Consider the following 23930-nt stretch of genomic DNA (forward strand, 5'->3'; position numbering starts at 1 on the left):
CCCGGAATATCGGATAGCCTATTGTATTTTTATGTATTCATTTCCGATCTGTTCAATAAAATTCTCCTGTGGCCAAGGGCTTAATCTGCATTAGCCCGCAACATAAAAAAAGAACATAGCCATTGATTTACTCAAAGGCTATGTTCCTGATTTTGAATAATCGTTTAATTAAAAAAATTAAAGCTTATCCAGCGTTTTATTTTCATGAATGCTTCCCACATTGCGATAAGCCCAGGCAAAAATAAGCGGGAAAACCAACAATGAGAAGAACATGGCAAAGAGAATTCCACCGATCACTACTCGTGCCAACGGTTGTGCGCTTTCCGAGCCTATTCCATGCGAAATGGCAGCCGGGAACAACCCAATGGCAGCCATCAACGCTGTCATCATTACAGGGCGAATCATGGATTTCACTCCCAGACGAATAGAAGTTTTCAGAAGATCCTTCTCTCCTTTAAGCCGCTCGATATTATCTTTAAATGAGCTTATCAACAGCACACCACTCAATATACAAATACCAAACAAAGCGATAAATCCGATACCGGCCGAGATACTGAAATTGGTACCTGTAAACAACAGTACTGCAATCCCTCCCACTATGGCAAAAGGCACATTGAGAAATACCAGTCCTGCATCTTTCATATTGCCGAACATAACGAAGAGCAACAGGAATATTAATATCAAACTCAGCGGAACTACTTGTGCAAGGCGTTTTACGGCACGTTGCTGATTTTCAAAATCGCCCTGCCAAATCATTTCGTAGCCTTTTTTCAGTTTCAATGCCTTTCCAACTTTTTCGCGAGCTTCCTGTACTGCACTTCCCATATCCCGGTCACGAACCGAGAACTTCACAGCCGAATACCTTCGGTTATCATCCCTGAATATCAAACAGGGTCCTGTTTTCATACTTATTTCGGCAATTTCTTTGATTGGCACTTTAGACCCACTGGAGGTCGGAACCATGAGGTTACCAATATCATCCACCGTATTACGATATTTTTCGGGGAAGCGGATACGAATATCAAACTTCTGGATTCCTTCGTACAACATGGTGGCTACTTTTCCACCAATAGCCATTTCTATTACGGCATTGGCATCGGCTGTAGAAACTCCGTAAAGTGCCATTTTTTGCTGATTTAATTCAATATCTAATTCCGGTTGACCTATATTTTTAATCACACCTAAATCGGAGATTCCACGTATTTTCTTCAAAACATTATACACCTCGGTCGATTTACTTTCCATATAATTCAGTGAATCACCAAATATCTTCACACAAATGGATCCTTTCACTCCCGACACTGCCTCTTCGATATTATCCGTAATGGGTTGCGAGAAATTATAATCCACACCCGGAATTACCGACAACTTCTTATTCATTTGATCAATCAGTTCTTCCTTCGTCATTTTTGGTTTCCATTCCGATTCAGGGTATAACTGAATATCAAATTCATTGTTATAAAATCCCGCAACATCGGTACCATCATCGGGTCGTCCGGTTTGTGAAACCACATTCTGAACCTGTGGAAACTTAATAATCTCGGCACGTATTTGTTTAGAAACTTCAATAGATTTGTCCAACGATACGGAATAAGGCAATTGCGCTCTTAACCAGATGGCTCCTTCGTTTATCTCGGGTAAAAACTCTGAACCCAAGAAATTAAACGAAAAAAGTCCAATAACAATGACGATAAATGCTGCTACCAGTGTTCGTTTTTTATGACTGTAGGTAAAATCAAATCCACGCATCAATCGTTCTGTCAGAAAATGGACTATCGGATTGTGTTTTTCTCGCACATTTTCTTTTAAGAGCAGTTTAATCAGTACCGGAACCAATGTCAGTGTGGTAATCAATGCTCCCAACAGAGCAAAACCGAGTGTATAAGCCAGTGGCGAGAACATTTTACCTTCCACTTTTTGGAAAGCAAAGATGGGTAGCAAACCGGTAATAATAATCAGCTTGGAAAAGAAAATCGATTTCCCCAATCGGGCTCCATCTCTCTTTATCAGTCCGGTTTTAGTCATTTTATTAAACCGCAGCATGCCCACATCTTTGGCTTTCTGATCGAGCACCACAAAAAGTCCCTCGACCATAACCACCGCCCCATCTATTATTATCCCAAAATCGACAGCACCAAGCGAAAGCAGGTTGGCGCTCATTCCCATAAAATTCAGGCAGATAAAAGCAAACAATAAAGACAGCGGAATGATAATGGACACAATCAACGTTGTTCGCCAATTGAACATAAACAAGGACACTATCAGGGTTACCAACAGAATACCTTCAAACAGATTGTGTAAAACGGTACTGGTAGCAAATTTGATTAAGTTTTCCCGATTATAATAAGGTACAATCTTGGTATCATGCGGCAAAACACGTTTATTCAAATCCTCTATTTTTGCTTTTACAGCATGAATAACTTCCGAAGGATTTTCGCCTTTACGCATTATCACAATGGCTTCAACCACATCATCTTCATTCGTCGTCGACCGTTTTCCATTATCATCAAAAATTGCATCCGAACGACCTACCAATCCCAAACGGGGTAGATTGGATACCTCCACATCGGCTACATCTTTTACCAAAACCGGAATGCCGTTGATGTTTTGAACCACCACATTCTTGATTTCGTTGATATTGTTCAATAAACCGATACCGCGTACCACATAAGCCTGATTGTTTTTATTGATAATATCACCACCAATGTTGATATTACTTTTACTGATGGCAGTGTATAAATCCAACGGCGTAATGCCAAGCGTACTCAGTTTTCCCGGATCAACTTTTATCTCGTAGGTTTTCACCATTCCACCAAAGCTCACCACATCGGCAACACCCGGCACGGCACGTAACTGGCGATCGATGACCCAATCCTGCATAGTCTTTAAATCACGCTGATTGCGGAAAGTACTTTTTAACGTGTAACGGAAAAGCTCACCCGTAGGACCTGTCGGTGGCTGTACCGAAGGCTGAACTCCATCAGGTAAATCGGCATTGGCAAGCAGATTAGTTACCTGCGAACGGGCATCTTTATCTACTACTCCATCATCGAATACTAATTTGATGTAAGACAACCCAAAAATGCTGGAAGAACGTAAGCTCACTTTCTTTTGAACCGGATTCATCGCAATTTCAATGGGAGTGGTAACAAATTTCTCTACTTCTTCGGCACTCCGTCCCGGCCATTGTGTAATAATGCTTATTTCGGTATTGGTAACATCAGGAAACGCCTCAATGGGCATGTTTTTAAACGTTATTACACCCGCAATCAGCAACAGGCCGGTGGCAAAAAGGATGAAATAATAATTTTTCAGCGAGAATGAAATTATATTTTTTAATAGCTTATTCATGAGTTATGAATTAATCATTAAGTGCATCGTAAATTAAAATTGCTTGAGAAGCAATAACCTTGTCTCCCACCTTCACATCACCCGATATATAGGTACGATTATCGAAAGTACTGATCACATCAACCGGTATAATTTTTATATCGGATTTTGAATGATAAACCATCACGTAATTCTGGCTGTGATCAAACACAATAGCCGAAGAAGCCACACACATTGCCGCATGATTGCCTTCGTTTGTCACTTTTACATTGGCAAACATTTCAGGCTTCAAAGCATATCCCGGATTGGGTAACACGATACGGACTTTCATCACTTTATTTGTCGGGTCGAGCACGTTCATTATTTTATCCACCTTACCTTTAAACACTTTATCCGGATAAGAAAGAGTGGTTACATCCACCTCGTCATTCAAGTGTATCTGACTGATATTGGTTTCGTACACATTGGCAATAATCCACACGTTTTTCAGATCGGAAACTGTAAACAAATTGCTGCTGTTATCGGCTCTGATAGACATATCGTTGGTAGCAAATTTTTCCACCACAAAACCACTGATAGGGGAACGAACGATATACTCGCCATTGGTATTACCACCATTGATATGCAATACTCTTTTCACCCTATTCAGTTCCGATTGTGCCTGATCGTGGGCTGCTTGTGCCGATAACAGGTCTTTTTGCGAAGCCAATCCGCTTTTAAACATATCCTGTGCTGCATCCAGATTCTTAGCCGACACACGCAGGTTACTTTCGGCATTCACTAAATCGTTACTAATACCAGCCATTTCGGAACTTTTAATAACGGCAAGCACCTGACCTGCCTGAACATAATCTCCAAGCATTACTTTGATATTTTGTATTACTCCACTAACCATGGGGTAAATTTTGGCAACATGATCGTCATTGAAAGCCACTTTACCCGAAAGCGTTATGGCATTTGTAAGTTGGCAATTCTGAACAGTATCAAATTTCAGTGTTTTTACCAACGAATCGGCTAAAACATATTTGGAGCTGTCTGCTCCGGCTGTTGCATCTGCTTTTTTGCAGGATTGAACAATAAACGCAATCGCAATGATGGCAGCAATAAGTTTTACGGGAAATAAATTTATTATTTTCATATATTATAAGTTTTTAGTTTTTTAGATAATCTATTCCGGTGTAGAAGTTTAAATCTTCGAAGGCACTGATTCGATTGAATTTGATGGAATTAATCTGCAAGGTGTTTTGTTTGTAGGAATCATAAAAGTCCAGAAACTCCAACAAACCGATATTTCTGACCTGATAGTTTTTCAAAACCTCGCCCAGCAACTTGCTAAAGTCTTTTTCAAAACCCGCATCCCTGCTTTTCAACAGTTTATCGCTTTCGATTAGTTTTCCCATCGAGCTATAAATTTGTTCGTCCACACTTGCACGGGTAGCCTCAAAGTTTGCCTGATTAAATTTAATCTGGGCTTTAGCCGACTTTATATTTCCTTGATTTCGATTGAGGAAAGGCAGATCAATGCCAAATCCAACTGTTGTTAGGTTGTTGATATAACTCCCTTGTTGATCGTAACCTAACTGAATAGTCAGATCAGGAACTGCCAACGCTTTTTGCAAGCTATAATTCTGGGTACTTAAATCGGTATTGAGTTTCGCAATTTTCAAATCGGGACGAGTAGCATAAGCAGAATCGATAATGGCTGAAAGTGTGTATTTCAGAGGATCCAGATTATCTAAAACTGCATTATTCACATTAGGAACCACATAAACATTCTTTGTTTGCAGCAACAAACGCAACTCACTTTGGATATCGTTTATCTGCATTTTCAAATCGTTATACTCATTCTGAATACTATATAGCTGGGCTTTAATACGCAGCACTTCTTTCTCCGAGATATATCCTTTCCCGTTTTGCTGTGCGAAAGCATCCGTCACACGTTGTAAAGCTGTTATTTCAGAATCATACACCTTGGCCGATTGCAACAAGAAATGGATATTGAAAAAATCGGTGCGCAACGTATGTTTAAGCGTCCGCAGTAAGTCGTAAAACTGATACTCGGAGAGCGCAGCATTGGTTTGCGCTATTTTTAGCTGTTTGTTATGTTTACCCGCCAGCATAATTACCTGCGACAAGCCAACAGATAATTCTCCATTTTTCCCGACAGGAAAAAACTGTTTAGTGGCAGTTTGATACATGGTAGTTCCAACATTTAAAGTCGGATTAGGAAATAATTTAGCCTGAACAACCAGGGCTTTCTGGGCGTCGATGTTGTAACGCTGAGCCAGCAATAACAAGTTCTTCCGGAGAAAGACGTTTTCTAAACTGTCTAATTTCAAATTCAGCGTATCGGGTTTGATACCATAGTCTGTTTGCGATTTTGCTTCTGTTGCCAATATCAGGCACAGAGCAATGGTTGCAAGCTTTATAAGTCTTTGCATTTGTTTTTTTGTTAGGTTAGTAAAAGTTGAAATGAAATCATGTTGAAAAGGACTCTCTTACAAAAGATTTTTGCCTACACACTAAGTTGATTGAAATCAATTTAATGATGATAGTCAGGCATCCATGCTTTCGTTACAGGACAACTAATGTTTAGTGCATGTAAATGAAAGCAGCAGGCATTTTCAATAAAGAAAACATCTACCTAAAATCTTTTTGAATAAAGAGGAATTTTATCTGTAATTAAACAGACAGGGGCTGTGGAGGCTTGGCAGGAACTTCTTTGTAATAAAGATTAACCACTTCATCGTTTCTCATAAGAAAGTGAGTAACATCTTTCTGAGTACATTCCAGTTCATAGGTAACTAATGTATCGGGAATCCATTTCAGATCAAAATGAACGACAGTTTGTTGTTGCTTACAATTGTTATCGGCGTAAGCTTTGTCGTGGAATGTATCTTTTGAAAAGCCTAAGCCATTTTCAAACAAAAACTCTATCAGCGAATCTACATAATCCTGATCGTCGGCAGAGTTTGTTATTTTTGAAGGGGTATAAAAGTCAATAGAATTGATGCTCAGATTCAAAGTCTGAACAACAAGAAAAATAAGTAAAAACTGATAAGCTATTTTCTTTATTACGCTTTTCATAACGAGTGCAAAGATACAATCGAATTTATGTTATAAAACAGTTATGTTATAGTATTTAATAAAGCTTAATGCGTTTTTAGGGAATTTACAGATAATATGAAATATTCCTGAAACAACTAAACATGCACACAAGTAATTATAGAACAAACTCTCTATATGCACCCCTAAAACCATTTACAGATTAAAATGGTTCAATTTTATATAAAATCAGTGCTCAGTTATTTGAGTTTCGTCAGAAAAAGCTTTGCAAAAAAGTCTTTTTGATTTCTTGATAATTGTCATGAGTATTCAGAATTGTAACATGGTCGAAGCATGCAAAGAACCAATGTCCTTTTTTTGATTCTTACAAATCCGGTAATTATTAATGCCGGGATACATAATCCAGTCTGAAAACACATCCCTGCCCGATTACTATTTCGATGAAACACGTGAAAAGGGGGTTATTGTATTTTGATGAAAAAACATACAGCCCTTCAATTTTGTTTTTAATCCCGTTTTTGATAAAACTCAATTTATATTTTCCAAAAAACAGCCATTCAATAAACAATTATAAACCTGTTATTTAGTTCGAAAATTTGATTTTCTGTAGTGCTAAAATAGGGTTTTTCATTTTGCTTTATTTTCACATGTAGTGTTCTTATTGGGTCTGAAAATTTGTTTTCGGCTAATTGTTACTGTTACTTTGCAGCGTTAACTTATCTCAGCATACCAAGAATCACACCGTTATGAAACTGGATTTTGTCATTACATTATCAATCGTGTCAAGGCTCCTCAGCTTTGAAAATTCATCCGCAAAATCGGAGGACTCAACTGAACTCGCAATTCAGAATGGGAATCTCAAAAACATATCCAACAATTCTAGCATAACTTATTATATAGAAAAAGTAAAAGGTTTAGTTGTTGTTTGGTTTTGGTTACGTTTGCAGGCAATAAACGATTCTCCCTTTAGGGTTGGGAGAATCGGCCTTGCAAATAGACTCACTCGTAATCAAAGAAACCGCTGCGCCCTCTACACTACCATATCAGATATCTATCGAATATCTGTTTTTCCACAAACGTACAAAAATTCAATCGTACCAATTCGGATTATTTATCCGTATCTGGGTTGAGTGCTTGTGCCTAAAACAAAATTATTTTAAAACGAAGTTACTATTACTTATCAAAAGCGATGCAAAAAAGAATAATTATATTTAGCTTTCTAATTTTAGCCGTCAGCAGTAGTTTTGCTGAGAAAGTGAATAGCGTGGTACCTGCCAACCTGAAAGGTGTTGGTTATCCTGCGCACACCGAATTGACATGGGAAAATCATGCAGGATTTACCTATGAAATATACCGTTCTGCCGATGGTAACAGTAATTTCAGTAAAATAGCTGAGACAAATAAAGATAGTTATCTTGATTTCTTTGGAAAACCATTGCAGAAAGAAGCAACTTTCATTTATAGGATTCTACCAAAAGGATTATCCATGGATAGCAAACAAGTTACAAAATTTGAGATACGGGTTCAAATACCCACGTCATCGGATGAAGCTTTGCTGGATATGACACAGCGTTATGCGACACGTTATTTTTACGATTTTGCCGACCCAGAAACCGGACTGGCAAGAGAACGGAGTAACGATGTAAATGGTAATATCGTTACTACAGGTGGAACCGGATTTGGAATTATGGCACTGATTGCCGGAGCTGAACGAAACTATTTCAGCAGAAACGATGCCTACCAAAAGATTAACAAGATAGTCGGTTTTCTCGAAAAAGCTGAACGTTTCCACGGAGCCTGGGCACACTGGTACAATGCCAACAACGGAAAAGTATTCAGCTTTAGTCAATTTGATGATGGCGGCGATCTGGTTGAAACAGCTTTTCTGACAGAAGGATTGCTCACCGCCCGCGAATACTTCCGCAACGGAAATGAAAACGAGAAAACATTGGTTAGCCGCATTACCAAGCTTTGGGAAACCATCGAATGGAACTGGTATACACAAGGTCAAAATGCCTTATACTGGCATTGGTCAAAAAACTATGGTTGGAAAATGAACCATCGCATTACCGGGTTTGATGAAACATTGATAACCTACGTGCTGGCAGCAGCATCGCCAACGTTCCCCATTGAACGTTCTGTGTATGAGAAGTGTTATACTAATTCCAATTACTATTTGAATGGAAAAAAATACTACGGTATCAAACTTGATCTGGGGATGGAGTATGGGGGACCACTCTTCTTTACACATTACTCATTTTTGGGATTGAATCCGAATGGTTTGTCCGACAAATACACAAATTACTTCGAACGAAACCGTTCACACGCGCTAATCCATCTGGCTTATGCCACTGAGAACCCTAAAAAACATGTGGGTTACGGTGCAAATTGCTGGGGATTTACTTCATCCGACGACCCGATTGTAGGTTACAGCTCACACCAACCAGGCACAAATGATGAAAATGGAACCATATCACCAACAGCAGCAATATCTTCAATAGTCTATACTCCCGATGCTTCCTTGAATGCTTTACGCCACTTCTACTTTGACCGAGGGAAACAATTATTCGGGAAATGTGGATTTTACGATGCTTTTAATCCCGGCATGGTAGAAGGCCAACAAGTAGTTCAGAGTTATCTGGCTATAGACGAAGGACCGATAGCGGTAATGATAGAGAATTATAGAAGCGGATTGCTCTGGAAATTATTCATGAGTAATCCCGAAATTCATACAGGACTACAAAAACTAGGATTTAAAATACACTAAAAAATTATGTTACTAACCATTTAAATTTAAGAGAACCATGAGAAAAAAAACAATTTTACTCCTACTGGTTGCACTTGTAAGTGCCAGTTCGCTTTTTGCACAAACTATACGCGTGCAGGGAGTGATTGTCGATAAAAAGACAGGAGAAACATTAATCGGCTCATCCATTATTCAAAAAGGTACTACTAACGGCACAACAGCGGGCGTTAATGGTGATTTTACCCTTTCGGTACCCCAAAACTCAGTTTTAGTTGTATCGTATATTGGATATGTATCCCAAGAAATTAAAGCAATCAATGCTTCAACATTACGAATTCGACTAGAAGAAGAAAACAAAGCGTTGGACGAAGTTATGGTAATTGGCTACGGTACTGCAAAGAAAAGTCAGGTTGTAGGATCTGTTTCTTCCGTTAAAAGTGAAGAACTCACCAAACAGCCGATGCTTACAGCAGCTCAAGGACTACAAGGCAAAACTTCCGGTATTCAAATTATCGGATCAGGTGAGCCCGGATCTCAACCACAAGTTCGTATCCGTGGAACTAATACAATTACTGCAGATGCAAATCCTATTTATGTTGTTGACGGTGTAATCACATCAGACATTACCAACATTAACACCAGCGATATTGAAAGTATGGATGTGCTAAAGGATGCTGCCTCTCAAGCTATTTATGGTAGTCGGGCTGCTAATGGTGTAGTACTTATTACCACCAGAGCTGGAAAAACAGGAAAAGTCAGAGTAAGTTTCGACTCTTATTTTGGTGTTAAGTCAATGACTTCTAAAGTTAAGATGGCCGATGCGAAAACCTATGCAACATATACCAACGAGGCAAGAGCTTACGATAGTCAGCCTGCATTGTTTGACGTCAATACGCTCAAATATAATACAAATTGGTTTGATGCCATCACTCGCGATGGTCTGGTGCAAAACTATAACTTTACCATTAGCGGAGGTACTGACAATGTAACCTATTATTTCAGTGCTAACCAGTTTGGTGATCAGGGAATTTTAAAAGGAAACGATTATAATCGTACATTGTTACGCAACAGTAACACTTACAAATTGGGAAAATATATTAAGTTTGGACATACCCTTAATATCTCTTTCGCAAAAGACAATATGAAGCCCAATGAGTTTGCTGATGCATACCGCATCGGAACTACAGCTCCGGTAAGAGATACTAACGGAAACTACGGTTATGTGAGCGGTTTAAGTGTTGCAAACCCAGTTGCAGCTCTTGATTATACACATAATTTTACTAATGACACCCGTTTCCAAGGCAATGTATTTGCAGAAATAAACCCTACCCCCGAGTTGACAATTCGCAGCAGCTTTAACTTTAATAAAGCGGCAAGAAAGGAAACTAATTATATCCCTAAATATTACGTAAGTAGTGTTCAACAAACATCTAAATCTACTTTGAGCATTGCCGATAGAGATAGTACCTACTACATAATAGACAATAATATTAATTTCCATAAAACTTTTATTGAAAAACATGAAGTAAATGCGACTGTAGGGCACTCATCTGAAAAAGATAAAGGAACTGCACTTCTTGGAACACGTACAGGAGTTACTGAACAAGAAAATTTGTGGTATCTTGATCAAGGAGATGTTAATTCAGCAACCAATAATGGAAGTGGTTATGTTCTACAAAGAGAATCTTGGTACGGACGTTTAATATATACATTTGACCAGAAGTACAATCTAAGTGGAGTATTACGTAGAGATGGATCCAGCGCTTTCCCTGTAGATAAAAAATGGGGAACCTTCTACTCATTCGGGGGATCATGGATTGTTAACCACGAAAATTTTATGGCAAACCAACATCTGTTTGATGATTTAAAACTCCGTGCAAGCTACGGTAAAATTGGTAATGACAATCTTCCCTATGGAACAGGAACAATAACCTCTGTTACAACTACAGGAGCATACAACTTTGGTGGAAATAGCAGTCCTGTATCACAAGGATTGACTTTTGATCAGATAAAAGATGCAACAATCACTTGGGAAACAACGAAAGGTTTTGATGCCGGTATCGAATTTTCAACTCTTGGCAGACGACTAAGCGGAGAAGTTTCTTATTATAATAAACTTACTAATGCTTATGTACCAATCACCATGCCTACTGCTTCAGGGGATGCTGACAATAGGGTAATTTCACAGGCGGCCGATGTACGTAATTCCGGAGTGGAAGTAAACCTTAATTGGAAACACAGACTAACCAGTAATTTCGCATATCATGCAGGCTTTAATATTACGTTCAATACAAACAACGTAGACAAAGTTAGAGGTGGACTACAGCTTAAAGATGGTAGTCTTGGTAATGGTAATATAGTTACCTATACTGTAGAAGGTCAACCTATCGGAAGCTTCTGGGTTTATAAAACCGATGGTATATATAAAACTCTAGCAGAAGTAAACGGCTCACCACATCTTACAGGTACACAGGCCGGAGATCTTAAATTAGTGGATGTAAACAAAGATGGTGTTATTAATGACAAAGACCGGGTATTCGAGGGTTCATATCAACCAAAAACTTATTTCGGACTTAATTTGGGATTTGATTATAAAGCTTTTGATTTCTCTGTTGACTGTTACGGAAACCTTGGGAACAAGATATTCAATGGTAAAAAAGCTGTTCGCTTTGGTAATGACAATATTGAATCTGCAAGAGCAGAAGATCGCTGGAGTACAACAAATCCTAACGGAACACAACCTCGCGCTTCTAACGCAATTCCGGCACCATCCGATTATTTTGTTGAATCTGGAAACTTCTTCAGAATCAATAACATGACTGTTGGATATTCACTTCCTGCCGAAAAATGGCATGTTGGTCTTTCAAAACTGAGAGTTTACGCTACTGCTCAAAATCCTCTTATTTTGAAAAAATACAGCGGATTTACCCCTGAACTTCCGGGATCTGCAACCGCATCAGGGATAGAATTGTCTATCTATCCAGTATCAACTACCTATATGGTGGGAGTTAACGTATCCTTTTAAGTAGAAATAAACAAACTAATATTTTTAATTTTTTCAATATGAAAACAATAAAAACATATATATACATTACAGTTGGTCTGATAGTCATCTCTCTATCGGCCTGTAATAACAATTGGCTCAGCCCTGCAGCCGAAAACCAATTGATCACACAGGATTCGACATTTCTGGTTTCTGCCAATGCTGAGAAGTTCGTAAATGCCTGTTATAATCAATTGCTACAATGGCAAACCAGTTCATTTTCTTTTGTCGGTTACGCAAGTATTACATCCGATGATGCTGATAAAGGAAGTGATCCTGGTGATTTAGGTTCTGATAAAGATCAAATGGACAATATTACCTATACTTCAACCAGCGGATCAATAGGTGAAGGCTGGACAGGTAATTATAATGGAGTAACTCGATGTAATCAGGCTATTGCTAATGTACCGAAATACAACATTGCAGATGCTCAGAAGACAAGATTTATAGCAGAAGCAAAATTCTTAAGAGCCCTTTACTATTTTAATCTGGTACGTTGTTTCGGAGATATTCCTTTAGTAAATAAAGTAATAGATGCTAGCAGTGAAGCTGATTTGAACCTAGCTAATACCCGGGTTTCTAAGGATAGCATATATGCATTTATAGAAAAAGATCTCAACTTTGCAATCACTAATTTGCCTAAAAATACCGAGTACAGTTCAGCCGATTTAGGCCGTGCAACAAAAGGAGCTGCTACAGCTTTACTTGCTAAAGTGAGTATGTACGAAAAGAAATGGGCTCAGGCTTTATCGCTGACAGACCAAATTATAGGAGGTACTGTAGGTAGTTACGGTTTAGTTACTGATTATGCAAGTATTTGGAGAGAAGTCGGCGAAAACAGCAGAGAATCATTATTCGAAATTCAGGCGCGTGGGATTACCCCTAATGCCGGTATTCAAGGGTTTGTAGATATACAGGGTGCCAGAGGCTCTATAACTTATCCCGATGGAACTTCAGGTATCAGCGGTTGGGGATTCAATACCCCAAGTCAGGATCTTGAAAATGCTTATGAGGTTGGCGACGTGCGTAAAGCTGCAACCATTATGTATAAAGGACAAACTTTATGGGATGGAGCAGTAGTTGGTACAGATGTTGCTAATCCAAGGTATAACTACAAAGCATATGTAAGTAAGAAACTGGAATCGTTTAATGGAAATGATTGGGAATCAAACAAAAATATCCGTGTTCTTCGGATGGGTGAAGTTTATTTGATTAACGCAGAAGCTGCTAATGAACTTACAAAAACATCGCAGGCACAAACATCGCTGAATGCAGTTAGAACCCGTGCAGGTCTCGCAAATACAACTGCTTCCAATCAAACCGATTTACGAACAGCAATATGGAAAGAGCGCCGTGTGGAACTGGCTATGGAATATGACCGCTTCTTTGATCTGATTCGTCAAGGTAGAGCCGGAACTGTACTTCGTGCTTTAGGAAAAAACTTTGTAGATGGCAAAAATGAAGTTTTCCCTATCCCTCAAATTGAAATCGATGCAAGTAATGGAAAACTCAAACAAAACGCTGGTTATTAATTCTTATGAGCATCCTCTAAATACAAAATAGATGAATCGCAAAAAAGGGAAGGAAATTTCCTTCCCTTTTTATTTTACCTTGATTTATCAGAAAATTACTTATCAATTCGATAAATGATAGCAGACAATATCCTCAGATTTTGCTTGTGCAACTCATTTATTTAGATCACGAAAGAATAAATAAATCATGAGAAAGATCTTAACTATAATTTTCGCCCTCTCTATTGTAATTATACTTAATGCCCAGTCCAAAGTTGTAAAAGGCCAGATAACCGAATACGAAATCTCCACTGAAAAAACCTATCAGGTTACCGGCATCGTTTCGGACGAACAAGATAAGCCCGTTAATCAGGTAAAAGTGATGGTGAAGGATGGGGTTAGTTCCGCTACAACGAATTCAAAAGGAGAATACAGCATCACGATTGGTGCAAATGATAAGGCATTGCGTTTTTATTATCCGGGAATGGTAATTACAGAATTGCCTGTCGGGATTCAAAACCTGCGGGTAAATTGTACTTTAAAAAAAGATCAATCCGATTATTCACTTCCAAAACATACAGCTCAGGCTACAGCCTGGTTTGACCCTAAAAACGATCACCCCAAAACATTTTGTAATCCGCTGAATATCGATTACAATTTCGAACCATATAATAAAGAAAATAAAATCTCTTGCCGCTCAACAGCCGATCCGCTAATTGTGCCATTCAAGGGAGTATATTATTTATTCAGTACCAATCAGGATGGCTTTTACGTTTCCAAAGATCTCTCGAAATGGAAATTCGTTTTCAGCGGATTTCAACGTAAACCAACCGACGATGACCAATGTGCTCCGGCCGTAGAAGTATCGGGCGATACCATCATGATGATTGGTTCTACTTATAAAGATCTACCGGTTTGGTACAGTACCAACCCCAAAGAAGGACGTTGGAAAAGACTTACCGAAACGGCTCTATTACCTCACTGGGATCCGGATTTATTTTTAGACGATGACGGACGCTTGTACCTCTATTACGGTTCCAGCAATGAATTTCCCATTAAAGTGGCGGAATATGATCGCTCTACTTTTCGTCCCAAAAGTATTGTTCACGATTTATTCGGATTGAAACCCGAAGTACATGGATGGGAACGGTTTGGAATGAACAACGACGATTCCGTTTCACTAAAGCCATTTGTTGAAGGGGCATACATGACCAAACACAACAACAAATACTATCTGCAATACGGAGCACCGGGCACAGAATTCAAAGTGTATGCCGATGGTGTTTACGTGGCCGATCATCCTTTCGGTCCATTTGTTTACCAACAGCACAATCCCTTCTCCTACAAACCGGGCGGATTTGTTTTGGGAGCCGGACACGGCGGAACATTTAAAGACTATTTCAATAACTACTGGCATATTTCTACCTGCATGTTGTCCTTGCGCGAAACTTTTGAAAGACGGATTGGGCTTTATCCTGCCGGATTTGATAAAGATGGTGTCATGTATTCAAACACAGCCTTTGGCGATTATCCGACAGCCATTCCTCAAAACACCGAAGATCACCAAAAAGGAAACTTTACCGGCTGGATGTTATTGTCGCTAAACAAAAAGACATCGGCTTCGTCGTCCGACAGTATTTATACTCCGGAAAATGCTTCCGATGAAAACATGCGCACTTACTGGGCTGCAAAATCCGGTCAACCCGGCGAATGGTTTGCTATGGATCTGGGCGATGTAAAGCAGGTGAACGCCATTCAGGTAAATTACTACGAACACAAGGCCAACCAGTTTGGGAAAGCTATGGATATATACCATCAATACAAAATATACAGCTCGACCGACGGCAACAATTGGGAACTGGTGGTAGATAAAAGTGATAACGATATGGATGTGCCTCACGATTATGTGGAACTACGCCAACCTATCCAAACCCGCTATGTAAAAGTAGAAAACATACACACGGCCAGCGGTAATTTTGCTTTGATGGATCTGCGTGTTTTTGGAAAAGCTTCGGGAGTTATTCCTGAAGCTGTTCAAAAGCTAACCGTCAACCGGAGTAAAAGCGATACCCGCAATGCTATGATATCATGGAAACCGCAACAACGCACTTATGGTTATAACATCTATTTTGGCACTACAGCAGATAAACAATACAACTGCATCACAGTGTACAACGCTAATTCTTATGACCTCCGCGGATTAGACAAGGGAACATCTTATTATTTTTCCATCGAAGCATTGAGTGAAAGCGGAGTTTCCAATCGGTCGAAAAGCATTTTTGTAAAATAGAAGGTATAAAATCCAATTCAAATAACATATAAAACAGACTATACGTGAAAACAAGAATCTATCTTTTAGCAATCTGTTGCCTATTCCTTTCAAGTGTTTCTGCACAAAAGAGCAACAAGAAAAAGTCGAAGGCTGTTGCCGAAGTAGCAACACCTGTTTTGCCATCGGGCAAAGCGCTTTATTTCAAAAATGATCCTGCCATGGATCGGTTTATAACTGATTTGATGGCTAAAATGACCCTCGATGAAAAAATAGGACAACTCAATCTGCCTTCTTCCGGCGATTTCGTTACCGGTGAGGCTAAGAACTCCGACATTGGTAAAAAAGTGGAAGAAGGAAAAGTAGGTGGATTGTTCAATATTAAAGGAGTAGCGAAAATTCGTGATATTCAAAAGGTGGCAGTTGAAAAAAGCCGCTTAAAAATTCCTATGATTTTTGGAATGGATGTAGTTCACGGATACGAAACCACCTTCCCTATTCCGTTGGGACTGGCTTCCTCGTGGGACATGAACCTGATTGAACAATCTGCCAAAATAGCAGCGCAGGAAGCAACTGCCGATGGTATCTGCTGGACATTTTCACCCATGGTTGATGTGTCACGCGATCCTCGTTGGGGACGCGTTGCCGAAGGTTCGGGCGAAGATGTATACCTTGGCTCTCAAATAGCCAAAGCGATGGTTCACGGTTATCAGGGCAATAGTCTGGCCGATAAAAACACCATGATGTCTTGCGTAAAACATTATGCTTTGTATGGGGCTGTTGAAGCCGGACGCGACTACAACACGGTTGACATGGGCCGACTGCGGATGTACAACGATTACCTTCCAACCTACAAAGCTGCCGTCGATGCAGGAGTTGGTAGTGTGATGGCATCGTTTAATGAAGTAGATGGGATTCCTGCAACGGCCAATCGTTGGCTTCAGACCGAAGTTCTTCGTAATCAATGGGGATTCGGCGGATTTGTTGTAACCGACTTTACAGGCATTAATGAGATCGTGAATCATGGACTTGGCGACCTTCAACATGTATCTGCTTTGGCTTTAAAAGCAGGAATTGATATGGACATGGTGGGCGAAGGGTTCCTGACTACGCTGAAGAAATCATTAAATGAAGGTAAAATTACTCAGGCTGACATTGATCAGGCTGTTCGCCGTATTCTGGAAGCAAAATATCGTCTGGGATTATTCAGCGATCCTTATAAATACTGCGATTTGAATCGTCCTAAAACAGAAGTTTATAATCAGCAAAACAGATCCGTGGCACGTTCCATTGCCAGCCAGTCTGTGGTATTGATGAAAAATGCCAATGAAGTTTTACCGTTGAAGCAAACAGGCACGGTAGCCGTAATCGGTCCGCTGGGAGATAATCCTGAAAACATGCCGGGAACCTGGAGTGTGGCCGCCAGACACAAAGAAGCTATCAGTCTGCTAAAAGGATTAAAAGAAACCATGGGCGATAAAGTAAACTTTGTGTACGCCAAAGGAAGTAATTTTGAATACGATGCAGAACTGGAATCGCGTTCTGCCATGTTTGGTAAAAACAGCTATCGCGATACTAGACCCGTAGCCGAAATTATCAAAGAAGCTCTGGAAGTAGCCAAAAAGGCCGATGTTATTGTTGCCGCCTTGGGAGAAGCTTCGGAAATGAGTGGCGAGTGCAGCTCCAGATCTGATATTAGTGTTCCCCAATCACAAAAAGATTTGTTGGTAGAACTAAAAAAATTAGGAAAACCCATTGTGTTGGTTCTCTTTACTGGACGTCCATTGGTTTTGAATCAGGAGAAAGAAATAGCCGATGCCATTCTGAATGTATGGTTCCCAGGCAGCGAAGCAGGTTATGCCATCTCGGATGTACTGTTCGGAAAGGTAAACCCATCGGGAAAACTTCCTATGACATTTCCACGCAGCGTAGGTCAGGTACCATTGTATTATAATTACAAATCGACAGGTCGCCCTGAAAAAGATGAAGATAAATTTGAAAAATTCAAATCGGTTTATTTGGATATTCCTAATTCACCTCTTTATCCGTTTGGTTACGGACTCAGCTATACTACGTTTAATTACAGCGATATAAGCTTGAGTTCTTCAAAACTACAGGGAAATCAAACACTCAAAGCCAGCGTAACCCTTACCAACACGGGAAAATATGATGGTGCAGAAGTCGTTCAGTTATACATCCGCGACCTGGTTGGAAGCATTACCCGCCCAATCAAAGAATTAAAAGGATTCCAGAAAATCATGCTCAAAGTAGGCGAAAGTAAAACAGTTACATTTGATATTACACCCGAAAGTTTGAAGTTCTACAACAGCGATTTAAAATACGACTGGGAAAGTGGTGATTTCGAAATTAAAATAGGTGGAAATTCCAATGATCTAAAAACCGCAACAATAAATTGGACTAAATAATAGAATTCCCTTGGTGTAAAATACAAATAATTTGACTTGCAAAATACACTAAGGAGATTAATATTACCTTTGCAAATAGATCATTAGTCATAGTAAATATCAAAATTAAACATGAAAAAAACAATTCCTCTTTTAATTCTCACATTTATCTGCTTAAGCATTTCCGGACAAAAGAAAGCTAATCCGGAACTACAAGCCGATGCGCTTATCCGACAAATGACGCTCGACGAAAAGATAGGTCAACTAAATCAATACTCCAGCGATTGGGAAAGTACCGGAAAAATAACCGCCGAAGGAGACAAAGAAACTCAAATCCGACAAGGTAAAGTAGGTTCCATGCTTAATGTCACCGGCGTTGACAAAACAAGGAAGTTACAAGAACTTGCCATGCAATCCCGTTTGCATATTCCAATGATTTTCGGATTAGACGTTATTCATGGTTTCCGCACAACCTTTCCGATTCCGCTTGGCGAAACAGCATCCTGGGATTTGGCACTGATCGAAAAATCGGCACGTATTGCCGCCACCGAAGCGTCCGCCTATGGCGTTCAATGGACATTTGCACCCATGGTAGACATTGCACGCGACCCTCGCTGGGGACGCGTTATGGAAGGAGCCGGTGAAGATACTTACCTGGGTAGTTTGGTTGCAAAAGCACGTGTACACGGTTTTCAGGGAAATGGATTGGGTAATGTGGATGCCATAATGGCTTGTGCCAAACACTTTGCTGCCTATGGAGCTGCTATCGGCGGACGCGATTACAACTCGGTGGATATGAGCTTACGCCAATTAAACGAAACCTACCTGCCACCTTTCAAAGCAGCTGTTGAAGCAAACGTGGCAACATTCATGAACTCATTCAACGACATCAACGGAATACCCGCCACTGCCAATAAATACATTCAACGAGACATATTAAAAGGACAATGGAACTTTAAAGGCTTCGTCGTGAGTGACTGGGGAAGCATTGGTGAGATGATAGCTCACGGTTATGCCAAAGACAGCTACGATGCAGCCATGAAAGCCATTAATGCCGGCTCGGATATGGACATGGAAAGTCGCTGTTACCGCAACAATCTGAAACAATTGGTTCAGGATGGCAAAGTTGATATTTCAGTAATTGATGAAGCCGTTAAGCGTATTCTTGTCAAGAAGTTTGAACTTGGATTATTCGACGATCCGTATCGCTTTTGTAATGCAGCAAGGGAAAAGAAACAAACCAATAACCCTGAAAACAGAGCGTTTGCACGTGAAATAGGAAAGAAGAGTATTGTACTGCTTAAAAACGAACCACTGAGTAATGGCAAAACTTTGTTACCTCTATCCAAACAAACCAAGACAGTAGCATTAATAGGTCCATTGTTCAAAGCCACAAAGGCTAATCATGGATTTTGGTCTATCGCTTTTCCTGACGATTCTACCCGGATTATATCACAATATCAGGGCATCAAGAATCAGTTGGACAAAAGTTCCAGCATTGTATATGCTAAAGGTTGTAATATCAATGATAACGACAAAACCGGTTTTGCAGAAGCAATAAATGCTGCTAAATCGGCTGACGTGGTTATTATGTCGTTGGGCGAAGCGGCCGATATGAGTGGTGAAGCAAAAAGCAAAAGTAACCTGCAGCTTCCCGGTGTTCAGGAGGAGTTGTTGAAAGAAATTTATAAAACAGGTAAGCCGGTTGTTTTATTGCTCAATGCCGGTCGACCTTTAATTTTCAATTGGGCTTCAGATAATATTCCGTCTATTCTGTACACATGGTGGTTGGGAACCGAAGCCGGAAATGCTATTGCCGATGTACTTTTCGGCGACTATAATCCTGCCGGTAAATTGCCAATTTCGTTTCCTCGCACCGAAGGTCAAATTCCGATTTACTACAATCACTTCAACACCGGACGGCCTGCAAAGGATGAAAACGACAAAAATTATGTGTCAGCTTATATCGATTTACAAAACAGTCCCAAATATCCGTTTGGTTATGGACTTAGTTACACTAAATTCGACATCAGCAACCTGAAATTATCATCCGATAAATTAAGTAGTGGAAATAAACTGACTGTTACGGTAGATATTGCCAATACAGGAAATTATGATGGCGAAGAAGTTGTACAATTGTATGTCCGCGACTTGGTCGGGAGTGTAGTTCGTCCGGTGAAAGAACTCAAAGGTTTTCAAAAGCTAATGCTGAAAAAAGGAGAAACCAAGCAGCTCACTTTCACTCTCACCCCGGAAGATTTGAAATTTTTCAATAACGAAATTCAATACATCAACGAGGCCGGCGATTATGAACTGTTCGTTGGGAATTCTTCCGATGCAAGTTTAAAAGCAAACTTTAAACTAACCCTATGATGAGAAGGTATTATCTCCAATCATCTTAATATATTCGTAGCATCCTGATTAAACTCGGGATGCTACGAATTTCTAAAAACTATGAAAAAAGTCATTATCTTTCTGTCTATCGGATTACTCCTTTTTACAGCCTGTAAAACCGACGACCCGGGCACAGTAACTCCTCCAACCCGCAAGTTGCAAATTACAAGTGTGCAACTGAACAATGCCATACTGACAAATAATTCGGAACTTTACGGTGTCAGTTTCTCAAAAGCACCAATTGTAAAGATCGTTTTTAATGACTCAATCAATCTGAATAAGTTCAACCCCTCTGCAGTTACATTTAGCGGCGAAATTGGGACAAACTTTAGTCCCTCCAGGGGATCGGACAATAAAACATTACTTCTTACCAGTTCAATATTGCCAAAAGCATTGACCGAATACAGCTTTACCATCAATTCCGGCGATAACTTAGGCGGACAAATCTCAACTCCTTTTTCCGCTAGATTCGTTACCGAATTGGATTCTACTCCTAAATTTCCGGTTATTTCCGATGACAGCTTACTCACTTTAGTGCAGAAAAAAACATTTGATTATTTCTGGAGTTATGCTCACCCTACTTCCGGCCTTGCACGCGAACGACTTGGTTCAAGTGAAACCGTGACAACCGGTGGTTCCGGCTTTGGCATTATGACTATTCCTGTAGCTATCCAACGTGGATTTATTACACGGGCTCAGGGCTTGGAACGCATGAATCAAATTGTAAACTTCCTCAGCCTTTCCACTACCGACAAGTTTCACGGCGCTTTTCCACACTGGCTGAATGGTTCAACGGGCAAAGTAATACCTTTCAGTACCAAAGACGACGGTGCCGATCTGGTCGAAACCGCTTTTCTGATGCAGGGATTATTAACCGTTCAATCCTATTTCAAAGATGGAAATACCGCTGAGAAAGCACTCTGTACCAAAATTGAAACCCTTTGGGAGAATGTAGAATGGACCTGGTTTCAGCAAAATGGACAACAAAAGCTTTATTGGCATTGGTCGCCTAATTATGCCTGGGATATGAATATGCCTATATCCGGATGGAATGAAGGTTTGATTGTGTATGTACTGGCAGCCTCCTCTCCTACTCATGCCATTAGTAAATCTGTTTACGATACAGGATTTGCCCGCAATGGAGCCATGAAAAATGGTAAAACATTTTACGGAGTAACTTTGCCACTTGGCGAAGACAATGGAGGTCCGTTGTTCTTTGCACATTATTCTTTCCTGGGTTTAAATCCCACTCATTTATCGGATGCCTATGCCAACTACTGGACGCAAAACACGGCTCATGCAAAAATCAATTACAACTATTGCGTAGCCAACCCGAAAGGGTATTATGGCTACAGTGCCAATTGCTGGGGACTTACTGCCAGTGACATTCAAAACGGCTATACTGCTTCATCACCCAACAACGACGTAGATGTCATTGCCACTACCGCCGCTTTAGCATCCTTTCCATACACCCCTACCGAGAGTATGCGCGCTTTGCATTTTCTCTATTATACGTTGGGTGATAAAATCTGGGGAAACTATGGATTTAAAGATGCATTTAATATGAATACACGTTGGTTTGCCGATTCTTATTTAGCCATCGACCAAGGGCCAATCGTGGTCATGATAGAAAATTATCGTACCGGATTGCTTTGGAATTTATTTATGCAGAATACAAATGTGCAAGCAGGATTAACCAAGCTTGGATTTAGCTATTGACCCGATTCAAGATTTAATAAAGTAGGTTTCGGTTTACCGATAATCCATCTTCTCAATCTGTCGTAAACTGGTTTTTCGACAAGGAGATATATCAGAACAGACACTACCCAAAGCAGTATAAAATTTCGGTCGGGCAAAAGGATAAGCTTACAAATTTTAAGATTGACGTAGCTTATATGTATCAGGTAAAATGCAAAAGAAGCATTTCCCAACAAGACAAACAACCTGCTGGCAAAAATCCGTTGCAACCACGTTTTCTCTGTCATAAGTCCCGCAATGGCCAAGACTATACCGATGGGCAAAATAAATGTATGCAGCAGCATACCGGCAGCGGTATCAGTGCCACAAGCATATATGTTTTTCTGAAACAGCCCGATAACATAAGTCGTAACTACGATAAGTACAAATCCAGTCAATGTTTTCCGGGTAAATCTGTTCAACAAGTCGAGACGGTTATTCCTGAGTAGCGGAGCCAGCAGCATCCCGCCAAGAAACTGAACACTCCTCCCTGCAAAAGTACTGTTAACAACAAATTCAATAGGGTAAAAGTATTGTGTAGTATTGCCATTCAGTTGATGCCACAGATTACCAATCAAAACAGTTCCTCCAAACAAAAAAGCCAGCCCAAACAAGATATACTTCAGATTTTTCCGTAGAGCAAAACACAACAACGGAGCTAACAGATAAAAAGTCATTTCGACATTCAGCGACCAAGCCTGCGCTATACCATAGAGATTCGTCTTGCTTGAAAAAGCATGTAGCAGCGTGTAAGTATCGAACCTGAAATGATATTTTCCAAAGGCAGGATCCAGATAATAAGCCGTCAAAATAATCCAGTATATGGGCATAATGCGTACAATGCGGAGAAGCATATAGCGTGAGTAACTTTTGATCGACTGCAATGGTTCATCGTAATAGGAATATGCAATAAGGAACCCACTGAGCACAAAAAATAAAGCAACTCCAATATGGAACTCATTAATAAGGCGTAATAATTCGTGGTGTATGTCGTGTCGCCAGTACTTGCGGTTATGAAATACGAAAACCAGAGAGGCTGCTAAAAATCGAAATCCGGTAAGCGAATTAAAATACGAATTCTTTTGTGGTATCATTTATACGGGATATATTGACAGACTAGCAGTTTTTTTCGAAAATCGAATTACAAAGATAAGATTTTGTATTGATAGTTTTCTCTGAATGTTTATTAAGCGTCATCACAATCTAATTCTCAAAAGACAATTATATATGTGTGAATAATATTAAAAAATAAAGTTCTAATATAATACGATTGTCAATAAAGGCTGAACCTAATGATATATAATCGGCAAAATATGGAATAATAAAATAAAAATGTTTAAAAACATATAAATATAATTTCACTTCAGATGGTTCAATCTGATCTATTAACATATAGTTATCAATAGATTGTAAGATAGAGCTATTGGCT

The 23930-nt window shown here is 39.8% G+C and carries 12 protein-coding genes; 7 read left to right on the plus strand and 5 right to left on the minus strand.

The features are described from left to right. Window positions 1–177: 177 nt before the first annotated feature. The 4 genes from PALPR_RS10005 to PALPR_RS10020 all read right to left on the minus strand — a co-directional run bounded on the left by PALPR_RS10005 (window position 178) and on the right by PALPR_RS10020 (window position 6417). Complete coding sequence (locus tag PALPR_RS10005) at window positions 178–3351, minus strand: efflux RND transporter permease subunit (RefSeq protein WP_013445502.1); 3174 nt, start codon at window positions 3349–3351, stop codon at window positions 178–180. A 10-nt stretch (window positions 3352–3361) separates the two neighbouring features. Then, the gene (locus PALPR_RS10010) at window positions 3362–4468 is read right to left on the minus strand and encodes an efflux RND transporter periplasmic adaptor subunit (protein WP_013445503.1); all 1107 of its coding nucleotides are present in this window, start codon (window positions 4466–4468) and stop codon (window positions 3362–3364) included. 13 nt (window positions 4469–4481) lie between these two features. Next, entirely contained in the window at window positions 4482–5771 is a 1290-nt protein-coding gene (locus PALPR_RS10015) for a TolC family protein (protein WP_013445504.1), read from the minus strand. A 241-nt stretch (window positions 5772–6012) separates the two neighbouring features. Beyond that, entirely contained in the window at window positions 6013–6417 is a 405-nt protein-coding gene (locus PALPR_RS10020) for a hypothetical protein (RefSeq protein ID WP_013445505.1), read from the minus strand. 1168 nt (window positions 6418–7585) lie between these two features. On the opposite strand from PALPR_RS10020, the gene PALPR_RS10030 reads away from it, so the two are divergent. The 7 genes from PALPR_RS10030 to PALPR_RS10060 all read left to right on the plus strand — a co-directional run bounded on the left by PALPR_RS10030 (window position 7586) and on the right by PALPR_RS10060 (window position 22483). Continuing rightward, window positions 7586–9163, plus strand: coding sequence for a glucoamylase family protein (locus PALPR_RS10030; RefSeq protein ID WP_013445506.1), 1578 nt, complete (start codon window positions 7586–7588; stop codon window positions 9161–9163). 37 nt (window positions 9164–9200) lie between these two features. Continuing rightward, window positions 9201–12167, plus strand: a complete 2967-nt coding sequence (locus PALPR_RS10035; RefSeq protein WP_013445507.1) for a SusC/RagA family TonB-linked outer membrane protein — start codon at window positions 9201–9203, stop codon at window positions 12165–12167. Window positions 12168–12205: 38 nt separating this feature from the next. After that, the gene (locus PALPR_RS10040) at window positions 12206–13717 is read left to right on the plus strand and encodes a RagB/SusD family nutrient uptake outer membrane protein (protein ID WP_013445508.1); all 1512 of its coding nucleotides are present in this window, start codon (window positions 12206–12208) and stop codon (window positions 13715–13717) included. Window positions 13718–13904: 187 nt separating this feature from the next. Next, on the plus strand, window positions 13905–15986 hold the full coding sequence (locus tag PALPR_RS10045; protein ID WP_013445509.1) for a family 43 glycosylhydrolase: 2082 nt from the start codon (window positions 13905–13907) through the stop codon (window positions 15984–15986). 158 nt (window positions 15987–16144) lie between these two features. Further along, the gene (gene bglX, locus PALPR_RS10050) at window positions 16145–18391 is read left to right on the plus strand and encodes a beta-glucosidase BglX (RefSeq protein WP_049777065.1); all 2247 of its coding nucleotides are present in this window, start codon (window positions 16145–16147) and stop codon (window positions 18389–18391) included. A gap of 111 nt (window positions 18392–18502) precedes the next feature. Then, the gene (gene bglX, locus PALPR_RS10055) at window positions 18503–20743 is read left to right on the plus strand and encodes a beta-glucosidase BglX (RefSeq protein WP_013445511.1); all 2241 of its coding nucleotides are present in this window, start codon (window positions 18503–18505) and stop codon (window positions 20741–20743) included. An 81-nt stretch (window positions 20744–20824) separates the two neighbouring features. Continuing rightward, entirely contained in the window at window positions 20825–22483 is a 1659-nt protein-coding gene (locus PALPR_RS10060; RefSeq protein WP_013445512.1) for a glucoamylase family protein, read from the plus strand. Here the strand turns inward: PALPR_RS10060 and PALPR_RS10065 are convergent. After that, window positions 22477–23595, minus strand: coding sequence for an acyltransferase family protein (locus tag PALPR_RS10065; protein WP_013445513.1), 1119 nt, complete (start codon window positions 23593–23595; stop codon window positions 22477–22479). The two genes, PALPR_RS10060 and PALPR_RS10065, sit on opposite strands and share 7 nt — an antisense overlap. Between the last annotated feature and the right edge of the window lie 335 nt (window positions 23596–23930).

The organism is Paludibacter propionicigenes WB4 (assembly GCF_000183135.1).
GTDB classification, from domain to species: Bacteria; Bacteroidota; Bacteroidia; order Bacteroidales; family Paludibacteraceae; genus Paludibacter; species Paludibacter propionicigenes.

Bases quoted from the DNA above. Each gene is read 5' to 3' on its own strand.
- PALPR_RS10005 (WP_013445502.1), bottom strand. From the start codon at position 3,351: ATGAATAAGCTATTAAAAAATATAATTTCATTCTCGCTGAAAAATTAT.
- PALPR_RS10010 (WP_013445503.1), bottom strand. From the start codon at position 4,468: ATGAAAATAATAAATTTATTTCCCGTAAAACTTATTGCTGCCATCATT.
- PALPR_RS10015 (WP_013445504.1), bottom strand. From the start codon at position 5,771: ATGCAAAGACTTATAAAGCTTGCAACCATTGCTCTGTGCCTGATATTG.
- PALPR_RS10020 (WP_013445505.1), bottom strand. From the start codon at position 6,417: ATGAAAAGCGTAATAAAGAAAATAGCTTATCAGTTTTTACTTATTTTT.
- PALPR_RS10030 (WP_013445506.1), top strand. From the start codon at position 7,586: ATGCAAAAAAGAATAATTATATTTAGCTTTCTAATTTTAGCCGTCAGC.
- PALPR_RS10035 (WP_013445507.1), top strand. From the start codon at position 9,201: ATGAGAAAAAAAACAATTTTACTCCTACTGGTTGCACTTGTAAGTGCC.
- PALPR_RS10040 (WP_013445508.1), top strand. From the start codon at position 12,206: ATGAAAACAATAAAAACATATATATACATTACAGTTGGTCTGATAGTC.
- PALPR_RS10045 (WP_013445509.1), top strand. From the start codon at position 13,905: ATGAGAAAGATCTTAACTATAATTTTCGCCCTCTCTATTGTAATTATA.
- bglX (WP_013445511.1), top strand. From the start codon at position 18,503: ATGAAAAAAACAATTCCTCTTTTAATTCTCACATTTATCTGCTTAAGC.
- PALPR_RS10060 (WP_013445512.1), top strand. From the start codon at position 20,825: ATGAAAAAAGTCATTATCTTTCTGTCTATCGGATTACTCCTTTTTACA.
- PALPR_RS10065 (WP_013445513.1), bottom strand. From the start codon at position 23,595: ATGATACCACAAAAGAATTCGTATTTTAATTCGCTTACCGGATTTCGA.